Genomic DNA, 13,101 nt, shown 5'->3' on the forward strand with positions numbered 1-13,101 from the left:
GCAGGTGGGGTTCCAGGAGAGCCCAAGCTTCATCGGATAAGTCGTGTCGCCGCTGTACGTTTTTCATGAAAGCACCCTCCGCATATGGTGCTCTCTTATAACCAAAAACTCGTGTAGACACAACCTAGGGAATGGGGGCGTGGGAGAGGCGCCCCTTATCAAAAGAATCCCTCCCCCGCAAAGCGCAGCAACCTGACCTTACGTAAGCGTCATGCGACCAAAATCAGCCCTCATTACGCAATACCGCACCATACATGCCTTCCAGCCAGGCATGCTCATGGCTTGTCTGCCACTGCCGTACCATACGTAAATTCTTGTGCGATTTCAGCAACCAGGCCACTGCCTGTTCATTTTCGGCAGGATTAAGCGTGCATGTGATGTAGGCAAGCTCACTGCCCGGTTGCAAATAACCCGCAAGGGTAGCGAGCATGGCCCGCTGCAGCCCTTCAAGTTCAGCAAGATGTTGCGGTTCACGACGGCGTATGTCTGGTCTGCGTGCCAGAACCCCCAGGCCGGAACAGGGCGCGTCAACGAGAATATGCCCTGGCCATGCACGCAGAGGAGGCCGGGCGGCATCAGCCAAACAGATGGCGGGAAGCGGCAGATTCAGAGCAGCGCACTGCCCTGGCAGGCCACGCAACCGTACGGCTGAGCGGTCCGTACACAACCCCACCGGCACTCCCCATTCCATCAGGGCCATGCTCTTTCCGCCATACCCGGCGCAGGCGTCCCACACGGGTTCGCGCCAGCTGTCAAGGCCAAGCTCAAGCAGTGCTGTTTGCGATCCTGCTGATTGCCAGCTCAGAGCGCCAAGGGCCTGCCAATGGCGCAAATCGTGGCCAAGAACAGCGCGGGGCATTTGTCCTGGCGCAAAGGCCAGCCCCCAACGCCCTATCCTGACGGGAACGGACTTGTCTACAACAGGCCCATGCGTAGAAGACGCGCCGAAATGAGACAATGTTACATCTGTATTTACAGCATGTTGCGGTGAAATCTGGGACGGCTCCAAAGCACTTTGCGGCTGAAAAGCGCCATGAAGAAGCACATCAGAGGGAAAAGGCTGCGTGGCAACTGGCAGAGAGTGGCTATGTATGGTTGCAGGCTCTTCCCCTGCAGCCAAAGCCGCATACAGTGCATCCGCGCCGGGATGTCCGGGATTAACCCGCAATGCGGAGTACGGCCTTGCAAAGGCACGCCGCATGAGCCCCAACGCGGCTTCTTCCCCGTAGGCGTCACGCCACAAGCTGCCTATCCACAAAGGTACGGAATAAAAAATACATTGGGCGAAAAAACCGTCGTTATTCGCGCTGTGCCCCAGGGCGTTTTTGCCTTTGGGCTTTGCGTGATAAAACGCTGATTCCAGAGGTTCCTGCCCCATTCGCTGCAAAGAGCGCAATGCGCCATTGGCTACACGGGCAAGACCCTGACCAAAAAGACGGCGTACCTGATCCACGGCCTCATGAATAACCGCGTGTGCGGGCACCTTGTCCTGAAACAGCAGGCCGTACACGGCAAGAGCCAGCACTGTGAGCATGGCGGGCGGCAGCCCCTGGGGCTTGGACAGCACGGACGACAAAATGAAGCGCAGTCGAATTTCCGTGCGCAGACAGCCATACACGAGTTCCGTGCAGAGCGCCTTGTCCTGCCCTGACAGACCCACGCCGGACGAGGCTCCACTTGAAGCCGCAACAGTTGTATTGCTAGATGCGCTGGCGGAGACCTTAGCCGCGCCAGCCTGTGCGCCTTCCCGACGCACGCCCTGCTGACGGGCCTCAGGCGCATCAAGCACACAAGCAAGAGCCTGCTGCGCGCTCATGCCCTGATCCACCAGCAGCAGAGCCCGCAATGCCGCCGTGCGGCCATTGAGCGGCAAACCGCGCAACTGCAGGCCCGGTTTATTCGCCTTGCTCATGCCCTGCCCTCCCCTTCATTGCATCGTGAACCGGCAACTTTTTTTCCAGCAAAGGTTGCGGAGTCAGGTTGTCGCTGAGCCCGAGAAAGAGGCGGACGACATCCTCAAGCGCCTCCATTGGCACAAGGGTATCAAGGCACGGTCCCTTGGGGCGGCTGTTGAGCACGCCAAAGACAGGCAGCGGATAGCTGTCCTGTATGCCGGAAGTAAGGTCGCGTTCACAGGCCACAGCAATGATGCAACTGGGCCGGGTCTGCACCACAATACGCCGCGCTATGGTCCCGCCTGTGGCAATGGCGAATCTGATGCCGTACTTGTCCCGCAGGTCGAGCAGCGCCCCGACCGGGCACCCGCCGCAGCGGAGGCACAGATCAGCATTATGAACCAGCCTGTGAGGACAGGTGGAACGCTGCACACAGTGCGGCAAAAGCAGCAGCAGCTTGTGCGGCTCCACAGGTTTGCGGCGCGAAAGCACAAGTTCGTTGTTCACCTTGATGAAACTGCGCCGCACCCTGCCCCTGTCAATGCCCACAAACTTGGCCAGCAACTCCATAAGGGGGAAAAACAGGCGTATGGTCACATGGCGCACGCTGCCCGCGCCGGGCAGAGCCTTGCCGGTATAGATATGAAACACCAGCATCAGGCAGAGCCACATAAGCGCAGTAATGCACACGAGCCCCACAACAACACTCAGCCGCTCAAGCCAGACCACGCCGTTCAGGGCATCAGACCAGGGCAGGATAAGAAAAATCGCCAGGCCCAGACAAAGAACCACGCACGATGCCAGCATGAGTCCGATAAAGGTTCGCTTGCGCGCGCCCCCATACTGATCTGGAGGGAGAGAAAAGGGAGATTTACGCAGTTTCATGAAGCCTCATGCGGTCAGGCCCAACGGCAAGAATGAAAAAAATATCCTGATCTTAGGAAAAAAAGACGTATGCCGGATTTTACGCCTCAGGCGGCTTCTGCGCAACAAAGGGCTCTGCCCTATCCCGTACACAAAAAAGGAAAAAAACAGGCCCAAAATGGCCGCCAGCAGAGCAGGTTGCACAGCTCTTGGTGTGCGCTCAGCGGTTCAAGAGCGTACCAGCGGAAGAGGTCAGCCTAAAATATTTGTCCGGAGGGTGCGCCCAAAAAAATCGTGTACGATCGGCAGCGCCCGCAACTGTCGAAGCAAAAAAACTTCGGAACAGTAAAAACCATGAAGCACCCCGAGGCTGCCCAGGCACAGCCCGGAGGCTGTTCAGACGCTGCGCCAAAGGCGTCACCCAAAGCCGTTGCCTGCCTACTCACGCCGTGGCCGCAACGGACGCCTCAAGCTTAAGCCTGCGCATCACCATACACAAAGAGGCACGCACCGGCTGCAAAAACAAGAAAGAGGGACCCTTTAAAAAAGTATCCCTCACCACAAAAATTCCAGGGCAAGCTGTGCCCTATGCTGGCTCTTCAGGTTGTCGGGCATGCCCGCAAAATCCTTCAGGCAGATTCTTGAGGCTGCCGTTGAGCAGATCGCGCACGGGCATGTCCTTGCGACCCTCGGGCCGCACCATGCCGAACATATACCAGCGGTCAGCGCAGGCAACGCCAAGCCCCTGGCTGTCACGACGCAATGTGCCAGTTTCTTCGCCCGCCGTGGCCTCGCCCACTGTTCCAGGTGAAACAATCAGCGGCAGAAGCTGGGCGGCAAAATTATTGGCCGCATCAAGATGCAGCACGGTGCGCGCGCCGGGCTTGGGCGTAACGCCGCGAATCTGCGCATGAATCTGCGCCGCCGTACGCGTCCAGTCCACAAAACCGTCACGTTTGGCAATCTTGGCAGCGTGGGTGGCAAGGCTTTCATCCTGCTCAACAGCTTCGGCCCGGCCCTCAAGCATGTCATCCAGCACCTTTACCAGCAGATCAGCGCCCATTTCGGCCAGGGCGTCGTGCAGCGTGCCGGAGGTATGCTCGCCAATGAGCATATCGCTCATGGCGTAAACAGGCCCCGCATCAAGTTTGCTGCCTATGCGCATAATGGATATACCAGCGCGGGATTCCGGCTGCCAGCCTTCCATAACTGCCCGCTGGATGGGCGCCGCGCCGCGAAGCCCGGGCAGCACGGAGGCGTGAACGTTGACAGGGGCAAGCCGGGGCATGGCCAACACGGCGTCAGGCAAAATCAGGCCATAGGCAGCCACGGCCAGCACATCGGGCTTGAGGGCCGCAAGCTCGGCCTGCGCCACAGCGCCCTTGAGGCTGGCTGGCTGGTACACGGGAATGCCCAGTTCCAGCGCCAGTTTTTTTACAGACGACATGGCAAGCTTGTGGCCGCGCCCTGCTGGACGGTCAGGCTGCGTATACACAGCCACAATGTGGGCACGCGGCCAAGCCGCCAGCTTTTTCAAGCTGGCGGCCGCAAAATCCGGCGTACCCATAAAGACTATTCGGCAGTCTTTTTCTTGAGCCATTTTTTTACCTTGCTGTCATACAGGCTGCGGCGCAGGCGGCTGATCCTGTCAATAAACAGAATGCCGTCCAGGTGGTCAAACTCGTGCTGCATGACAATGGCAGGAAACTCTTCAAGATCTTCCTCAATAACATTGCCGTCCAGGTCTCGCGCGCTCAGATGCACCTTGCTCATGCGCTTTACGTCTGCCCGGTAATTCATGGGCACGGAAAGGCAGCCCTCCTGCTCGCTCACCACTTCCTCGCCGGAAAGCGTCAGCACGGGATTGATAAGCACCCTGGGGTTTCTCTCGTCCTTCTGCACGGAAGGATCCATCACAAGCATGCGAATATTGCGGCCCACCTGTGGAGCGGCAAGGCCCACACCGGGCGCTTCATACATGGTTTCGAGCATGTCTGCGGCCAGCTGGCGGATTTCATCCGTCACCTCGCCCACAGGCTCGCACACCTCTTTGAGGCGCGGGTCAGGATAGGTAACAATATCAAGAATCATATTTCTTCCTTGAGCCCCGGCGGAGGGCCGGGGCAGGCGTTCATTATTCCGCCTTTGCCTCTTGGCCGGGTTTACCGGTCTTGCCATTTTCGCCTGGCTGTTCACGCAGACGCAGACCCAGTTCACGCAGCTGCTTGGCTGCCACGGGCGCGGGAGCATCCGTCATGAGGCAGGTGGCCTTTTGCGTTTTGGGGAAGGCGATTACGTCGCGGATGCTGCTTGCGCCAGCTAACAACATGATAAGGCGGTCGAGACCGAAGGCAAGGCCGCCGTGCGGCGGAGCGCCCTGCTCCAGCGCCTGAATGAGGAAGCCGAACTGGCTTTCGGCCTGCTCGGGCGTAAAGCCAAGGGCTTCAAACATGCGGCGCTGCACTTCGCCCGAATGGATGCGGATGGAGCCGCCGCCCACTTCGCTGCCGTTGAGCACCATGTCATAGGCGCGGGCGCGGGCCTTGGCCGGATCAGTGGTCATCAGTTCCATATGACCGGGAGCCGGAGCCGTGAAGGGATGGTGGCAGGCAACATAACGCTTTTCTTCATCATTGTATTCAAACAGGGGAAAATCCGTAACCCAGAGAAAATTGAAGCTGTCTTCGGGGATAAGCTTGAGGTGCTGCGCCAGATGCACGCGCAGGTTGCCCAGCGCCGCATTGACCATGCCGGGTTCGCCCGCCTGGAAGAACACGATATCGCCCACCTTGAGGTCCAGAGCTTCGGCAATGCCCTTGCGTTCCTCGTCAGAAAGGAACTTGGCGATGGGCGACTGCCACTCGTCGGCCTTGATCTTGATCCAGGCCAGACCCTGAGCGCCGTAGATTTTCACAAATTCGGTAAAGGCGTCGATTTCCTTGCGGGTCATGCCTTCGCCGCCGGGAACCTTCATACCCTTGACCAGGGGCGCGGTGGCAAAAAGCTTGAAGCCGGAACCGCGCACAATGTCGGTAATGTTGACGAGTTCAAGTCCAAAGCGGGTATCGGGCTTGTCCACGCCATAGCGGGCCATGGCCTCGTCCCAGGGCATGCGGGGGAAGGGCAGCGCAATGTCCCTGCCCATGACGTCCTTGAACACGCGGGCCATAAGCCCTTCGGCCATTCCCATGACCGTTTCCTCGTCCGCAAAGCTCATTTCGATGTCCACCTGGGTGAACTCGGGCTGGCGGTCGGCGCGCAGGTCTTCGTCGCGGAAGCAGCGCACAATCTGGAAATAACGGTCCATACCGGCCACCATGAGCAGCTGCTTGAACAGCTGCGGCGACTGCGGCAGGGCGTAGAATTCGCCGGAATTCAGGCGGCTGGGCACCAGAAAGTCACGCGCCCCTTCAGGCGTGGACTTGGTGAGGATGGGGGTTTCCACCTCCACAAAGCTGTTGTCGTCCAGATAGCGGCGCACGCACTGGGCCACCTTGTGGCGCAGGCGAAGATTGGCCTGCATGCGCGGGCGGCGCAGGTCAAGGTACCGCCAGGTCAGACGCAGGTTTTCACCGGCGTCGCAGCGGTCTTCAATGGCGAAGGGGGGGGTCTTGGAGGTGTTGAGCAGCTTCCATTCGGTGGCCACCACTTCGATCTGACCCGTAACCATATTGGGGTTGATCATGCCCTCGGGGCGCGGGCGCACCTTGCCCTTGATGGCGAGCACATACTCAGAACGCAGAATGTGCGCGTTTTCGTGCGCCTTGGGGGCCGCGTCAGGGCTGAACACAACCTGGGTAAGGCCCATGCGGTCGCGAAGATCCACAAAGATAAGACCGCCATGGTCGCGCCGGTACTGTACCCAGCCCATGATGCAGACATCCTGCCCGTCATTGGCAAGGGTCAGTTCACCGCAATTGTGGGTGCGATGCCACTGGCCAAGGTCAGCGATGTACTTCTGATGCTCCTGCTGCACGTCCTGGCCCTGCGCGGGCGTCTGTTCCGCCATCTGGCTTTCTTGAGTCATGTTAGTTGGTTCCCGTTTGCAAAAAGTGTAGTGCTTCAGACTGCGGAACGGCTGTCTGCTCTCCGCTTTCCAGATTTTTTATGACCACTGTGTGCTGGGCCGCTTCATCCGGCCCCATAATAAGGCAGTAGCGCGCGCCGGACTTGCCAGCCTGGCGCATGAGGCTTTTAAAGCCGCCTTCGCTGAAATTCATTTCGCCCCTGAGGCCAGCGCTTCGCAGATTCTGGGCCAGGGCGTAGCCCTGCGTTCTGCTTTGGGCATCCATGGCCACAAGATAGAAGTCCGCAGGATTTGCCGCGCCTGCGCCCATCATGAGGGCCAGACGTTCCATACCCGCAGCAAAGCCCACGCCTGGGGCGTCAGGGCCGCCAAGGCTCTTTACAAGACCGTCATAACGGCCGCCGCCGGCAACGGCAGCCTGCGCGCCAATGCTGCCGCTTACCACCTCAAAGGTGGTACGGCAATAGTAGTCCAGCCCGCGCACCAGCCTGTGATCAAGCTCATAGGCCAGCTTTTCCGCGTCGAGCAGACCCATCACCGTGTCAAAGTGGGCGCGACAATCCGGGCAGTTATAGTCGAGCAGCTTGGGGGCCGCGTCGGTGATGGCGCGGCAGCCGGGCTGCTTGCAGTCCAGCACGCGCAGGGGATTGGTATTCACCCTGCGGGCGCAGTCCGGGCAAAGGGCGGCGCTGTCCACGGTTTGCAGGTAGGCCAGCAGGGCCTCCTTGAACCTGGGGCGGCACTCGGAGCAGCCGAGGGAGTTTACCTTGAGGGTCAGGTCAGCAAGGCCCAGGGCGTCCAGAAAGCGCAGCAGCATGCTGATAAGGTCGGCATCGGCATAGGGGCTGTGCGAACCGAGGCATTCGCAGTTGATCTGGTGGAACTGCCGCATGCGGCCCTTTTGCGGGCGCTCATAGCGGAACATGGGCCCGGTGGTGAAGAGGCGGCTTACCGCTTCCCTGTTGGCGAGGCCGCTTTCAATATAGGCGCGCATGACGCCCGCCGTGGCCTCGGGCCGCAGGGTCAGCGACCGGCCCTTGCGGTCGGGAAAGGTATACATTTCTTTTTGCACCACATCGGTTTCCTCACCAATGGAGCGCTGAAAAAGCTCGGTAAATTCCACAATGGGCGTGCGCAATTCCACAAAACCATAACGGCTGAAAATATCCCGCGACGTATTCTCGATGCGGGTAAAAACTTCGCTGTCCGGCGGAAACATGTCCGCGAAACCCTTGATGCGTGCAATGCTCATGTCTTCCTCAGATGTACCCGGTGCCGGGCGCTTATTCGGCCTCCTGGCCGGGGGCCAGAAATTAGCGTGAACCGCAGGAGCCTTCAAGCTTAAACTTGCCGCCGCAGTCCTCACAGGGCACGGGGTAGTTTCCTGTAAAGCAGGCCATGCAGTAATTCTGCGGCTGCGCAACGGAACCAAGCAGTCCCTCTATGCTGAGATAATGCAGTGAATCCACATCCAGCTTGCGCGTTATTTCCGCCAGATTGTGCTGGGCCGCGATAAGCTCGCCCCGCGAAGAAAAATCAATGCCGTAATAGCAGGGCGAGACGACCGGCGGCGACGAAATGCGGATGTGCACTTCCTTGGCCCCAAGCTCACGCAGCTTTTTGACGCGGGTCATCATGGTGGTGCCGCGCACGATGCTGTCGTCAATAATGCAGATGCGCTTGCCTTCGATCATCTCGCGCACGGGGTTGATCTTCACCCGCACGCCGAAGCTGCGCATGCTCTGCGAAGGCTGAATAAAGGTACGCCCCACGTAGTGGTTGCGTATCATGGCATGCTCGTACGGCAGGCCCGAACACTGGGCGAAGCCCAGGGCGGGATAGATGCCGGAGTCAGGAAAGGGCATGACGAAGTCAACGTCCGGCGTGGATTCATTGGCCAGGTTGCAGCCCATTTTTTTGCGGCACAGGTAGACCTGCTCGTCAAACACGTAGGAGTCGGGCCGGGCGAAATACACCAGCTCGAAAATGCACTGGGCGGGCTTTTCGGGCATGGGCTGAATAAGGCTCTCGCTGCGCACGCTGTTGCCTTCAACCACCACCACTTCACCAGGAGCCACGGAGCGGACGTACTCCGCCTCCAGCAGGTCAAAGGCGCAGGTTTCGGACGCAAAGACCGGGCTCCCGTTCATGCGGCCAAAGGCCAGAGGATGAAAGCCGTGAGGATCGCGCACGGCCACCATAATGCCGTCCATCATGACCAGCAGGCAGTACGCGCCGCGCACCCTGTAACAGGCCTCCTTGACGGCTCCCGGCAGGTCATTGTGGCGCAGGGCGCGCACCAGCAGATGCATGAACACTTCCGTGTCATTGCTGGTGGAAAAAATGGCCCCCTCGTTTTCAAGGTCTTCGCGCAATTGCCCGGCATTGACCAGGTTGCCGTTATGGGCCAGCGCTATGGCCCTGCCCTTGTAGGTGGTCAGAAAGGGCTGGGCGTTACCGGCAGAAGAACTGCCCGTGGTGGAATAGCGCACATGGCCCACAGCGTTGCGGCCCGTGAGTTTTTGCAGATTGGCTTCGGTAAAAACGTCGGGCACAAGACCCATGCCCTTGTGCTCGTGCACGCCGTCTTTGTCAAAAGTGACTATACCCGCACTTTCCTGCCCCCGGTGCTGCTGGGCGTAAAGTCCGAAGTAGGCCAGACGGGCAGCCTCGTCATGGTCATAAATGCCGAAAACACCGCATTCGTGCTTAATCATAAGCCTTACTTCTTCAGTTTTTTGCGCAGATGCGCAATGCGATTGTCGATGACCGACGGATTTGGGTATGCGTCGCGCGCCAATTCAAATTGCTTCAATGCTTCACTGTTCTTGCCCAGTTGTTCCAGGGCGTCCGCCAGCAGATACCCGGCAAGGCCCCGTACGTTCTGGTCAGGGTCACTGTCCAGAATCTGCTGCGACAGGTCGGAGACTTCCTGCCAGCGCTCTCTGGCCATATTCTGGTCAGCCAGATCATACATGCACATGATCTTGTCGTGGTCCGCCAGGGGCAGGGCCAGACATTGCTGCAGGGTGTCCTCGCCAGCGTCAAACCGCCGCAGGCTGAACTGCATGGCCGCCAGACGCCTGTATCCTTCAAGCACCTGCTGCGCACTCAGCCCGCCAAGACCGATATAGGCGTTCCACATATCCACGGCGCGCTCATAGCGGTGCAGGCCCTCATACACTTCAGCCATACGCTGCAGGATGACGGCGCTGCGGGCGTCGTCGTCCAGATACTCTTCCTGCATGGTTTCAAGATACTCAAGGCTCGCGCGTGGCTCCTGGCCGGCGGCATTGACCACCACAAGCAGCTGCTGCCACGCCTCCCACCTGCTGTCGGCGTCCTGACTGTCCTGCGACTCACGCAGATACCGCTCAAGCAACCTTTCGGCAAGCGACCATTGCCGCTGCGAAACAGCCTCCCGCGCCTGTGAAAGGTCGTCGCCCTTCAGGGCAGGGCTGTCACAGCCCACAAGCCAAAAACACAGGCACCAGAGCAGGCACACGGTGAAACCGCGCACACGGGGCCGCCATGCAGCCCCCTGCCCTGTAAACGCCGCAAGCTGCCCCCACGCGCTCTGCGGCGACCGGGGGGGCGCAACGGCCCCCCCGAACCCCTGTTTTTCAACAGTAAAAAACATGCCGCAAGGCCTTATCAGGCGTCATCTTCCGGCTCGTCCCGCTGGCTCGCTGCTTCGTCCTCGGCGGTGTCAGCGGCATCCCCCTCAGGGGTCTGCGCGCCTTCTCCCACCGCAATGGGCGTTGCATCGTCCAGTTCCTCATTGACGTAACGGCCGGTCTGCCCGCCTTCGTCCACACGGTCAAAGCCCACAACATGGCCGCCTTCATCCAGACGCACCAGCATGACGCCCATGGTGGCGCGGCCCTTGGTGCGCACTTCATCCACGCTGATACGCACGATCTTGTTGGCCGAAGTCAGCAGGATCAGGCCGTCGTTGTCGCGTACGGGCATGGCCCCAACCACAGGCCCGGTCTTGCCGGTGACCTTGAAGTTGATGATGCCCTTGCCGCCGCGCGACTGCAGGCGGTAAAGCTCGACGCTGGTGCGCTTGCCATAGCCGTTGGCGGAAATGGACATGATCTCCGTGGTCTGGTCCGTTTCCTTCACGATAACGCCCGCGACCACAAAATCCTGCCTGCGCAGGGCTATGCCCTTGACGCCGGTGGCCACGCGACCCATGGGCCGCACATCCCTGCACGAGAAGCGGATGGCGATGCCGTCGGCCGTGGCCAGCACTATGTGGCTGTCTTCACGGATGGGACGCACCACCACGAGTTCGTCGTCCTCACGCAGGCCCACGGCCATGAGGCCGGTTTTGCGGCACCGGGCATACAGCGAGGCCGAGGAGCGCTTGACCATGCCGCGCCTGGTCACAAAGAGGAAGTACTTGTCCTCGGCGAATTCACGCAGGGCCAGCACGGTGGTGACCCACTCGTTTTCCTCAAGGGGCAACAGGTTGTTGATATGCACGCCCTTGGCCGTACGGCTGCCTTCGGGCACCTGGTGCACCTTGAGCTGGTGCATGCGGCCCTTGTTGGTAAAGAGGCAGAGGTACTGGTGATTGGTCGTGGTTAAAAATTCCTGCACATAGTCGTCATCAGAAGTGTGCAGGGCGGCAATGCCCTTGCCGCCGCGCTTCTGCTGCTGATAGTTTTCAAGGCCTGTGCGCTTCATGTAGCCACGACGCGACAGGGTGATGACCACTTCTTCGTCCGGAATGAGGTCTTCAATATCAATGTCGGTCAGAGCCTCGCGCAGCACTTCGGTGCGGCGCGGCGTCACGAAGGTTTCGCGGATCTCGCGGATTTCACGCCTGAGCTCGCTGCGCAGCACCTCTACATTTTCAAGAATGGAGCGGTAGAACTCAATCTTCTGCAAAAGGTCCTTGTATTCGGCCATAAGTTCTTCGCGCTGCAGGCCCGTGAGGCGTTGCAGGCGCATTTCAAGAATGGCCTTGGCCTGAACCTCTGAAAATTCAAACCGCTTCATGAGGGCGGCGCGGGCTTCCTCCGGATTGGCGGACGCGCGGATAAGGGCCACCACCTCATCAATATTGTCGATGGCGACGCGCAGGCCTTCAAGAATATGGGCGCGGGCCTCGGCTTTTTCAAGATCATACCGGGTGCGGCGGATGACCACCTCACGCCGATGATCAATAAAGCAGGTAAGCGCTGTCTTGAGATTAAGCAGTTGCGGGCGATTGTCCACCACCGCCATCATATTGATGCCGAAGCTCGTTTCCAGCGGCGTAAACTTGTACAGGCCGTTGATGACGATATCCGGAATGGTGCCGCGCTTGAGGTCAATGACCACGCGGATGCCCTTACGGTCAGATTCATCGCGCAGGTCGGTGATGCCGTCTATCTTGCGGTCATTGACCAGGGCCGCGATTTTTTCCACCAGCGAGGACTTGTTGAGCCCGTAGGGAATTTCCCTGATGACGATGGACTGCGCGCCCTTCTTGCGGTCTTCGATTTCCATGCGGCCGCGGACTTTCACGGTGCCGCGCCCGGTGTGATAGGCGTCGTACAGCCCCTTGCCCGCGTAGACAAAACCGCTGGTGGGGAAGTCCGGCCCTTTCACATGCTCCATAAGGTCGTCAATGCTGCACTGGGGGTTATCAAGCAGCACCTGCAGGGCGTCGCACAGCTCCCCAAGGTTATGGGGCGGAATATTGGTGGCCATACCAACGGCAATACCCGAACTGCCGTTGAGCAGCAGGTTGGGAACCTTGCTCGGCATAACCGTAGGTTCTTGCAGGGTATTATCGTAGTTGGGGCGAAAATCGACAGTGTTTTTGTCAAGGTCGGCCAGAAATTCCTGGGCCAGTTTTGACATGCGCACTTCAGTATAACGCATGGCTGCCGGGGCGTCGCCGTCAATGGAACCGAAGTTGCCCTGCCCGTCCACCAGCGGATCGCGCATGGAAAATTCCTGCGCCATACGCACCAGGGCACCATACACGGCAGAGTCGCCATGGGGATGATACTTACCGATGACGTCACCGACGACGCGGGCGGACTTTTTGTGCGGACGGTTATAGTTGTTGGCAAGCTCGTACTGGGCGAACATGATGCGCCTGTGCACGGGCTTCAGGCCGTCGCGCGCGTCCGGGATGGCACGCCCGATGATGACTGAAAGGGAATACTCCAGATACGATTTGCGGAGTTCTTTTTCTATGCTTATCTGCGGCTGCTGCATTTCTGCCACTGCGGGCCTCGCTGCGTTTTTTGAGGGGCAAGGGAACCGCCGTTTCCGGCGGCCGGGGGCTTGCCCCCTTAATCCCCTTTTCAA

9 protein-coding genes are annotated in these 13,101 nt (G+C 59.5%); all 9 read right to left on the reverse strand.

The window, feature by feature from the left end; genetic code table 11:
• Positions 1–223: 223 nt before the first annotated feature.
• Positions 224–1,912 carry a transcription antitermination factor NusB gene (locus tag BCS36_RS11410; protein ID WP_291303015.1) on the reverse strand — a complete coding sequence of 563 codons (1,689 nt, stop codon included), beginning with the start codon at positions 1,910–1,912 and terminating at the stop codon, positions 224–226.
• Complete coding sequence (locus BCS36_RS11415; protein WP_291303016.1) at positions 1,896–2,780, reverse strand: DUF116 domain-containing protein; 885 nt, start codon at positions 2,778–2,780, stop codon at positions 1,896–1,898. The genes BCS36_RS11410 and BCS36_RS11415 overlap by 17 nt, the downstream gene beginning before the upstream one ends.
• A 565-nt stretch (positions 2,781–3,345) precedes the next feature.
• The gene (gene fmt / locus BCS36_RS11420) at positions 3,346–4,359 is read right to left on the reverse strand and encodes a methionyl-tRNA formyltransferase (protein ID WP_291303017.1); all 1,014 of its coding nucleotides are present in this window, start codon (positions 4,357–4,359) and stop codon (positions 3,346–3,348) included.
• Positions 4,332–4,850 carry a peptide deformylase gene (gene def / locus BCS36_RS11425; RefSeq protein ID WP_291303018.1) on the reverse strand — a complete coding sequence of 173 codons (519 nt, stop codon included), beginning with the start codon at positions 4,848–4,850 and terminating at the stop codon, positions 4,332–4,334. Before def ends, fmt begins: the two co-directional genes overlap by 28 nt.
• A 43-nt stretch (positions 4,851–4,893) precedes the next feature.
• Entirely contained in the window at positions 4,894–6,768 is a 1,875-nt protein-coding gene (aspS, locus tag BCS36_RS11430; protein ID WP_291303124.1) for an aspartate--tRNA ligase, read from the reverse strand.
• Between the two features lie 19 nt (positions 6,769–6,787).
• Positions 6,788–8,038, reverse strand: coding sequence for a histidine--tRNA ligase (hisS, locus tag BCS36_RS11435; protein ID WP_291303019.1), 1,251 nt, complete (start codon positions 8,036–8,038; stop codon positions 6,788–6,790).
• Positions 8,039–8,099: 61 nt separating this feature from the next.
• A complete protein-coding gene (gene purF, locus BCS36_RS11440) occupies positions 8,100–9,503 on the reverse strand; it encodes an amidophosphoribosyltransferase (protein ID WP_291303020.1) in 1,404 nt (467 codons plus the stop codon).
• A 5-nt stretch (positions 9,504–9,508) separates the two neighbouring features.
• Positions 9,509–10,426 carry a hypothetical protein gene (locus BCS36_RS11445; RefSeq protein ID WP_291303021.1) on the reverse strand — a complete coding sequence of 306 codons (918 nt, stop codon included), beginning with the start codon at positions 10,424–10,426 and terminating at the stop codon, positions 9,509–9,511.
• A 14-nt stretch (positions 10,427–10,440) separates the two neighbouring features.
• Positions 10,441–13,008 carry a DNA gyrase subunit A gene (gene gyrA / locus BCS36_RS11450; RefSeq protein ID WP_291303022.1) on the reverse strand — a complete coding sequence of 856 codons (2,568 nt, stop codon included), beginning with the start codon at positions 13,006–13,008 and terminating at the stop codon, positions 10,441–10,443.
• Positions 13,009–13,101: the final 93 nt, after the last annotated feature.

The organism is Desulfovibrio sp. MES5 (assembly GCF_002237645.1).
Lineage (GTDB): Bacteria > Desulfobacterota > Desulfovibrionia > Desulfovibrionales > Desulfovibrionaceae > Desulfovibrio.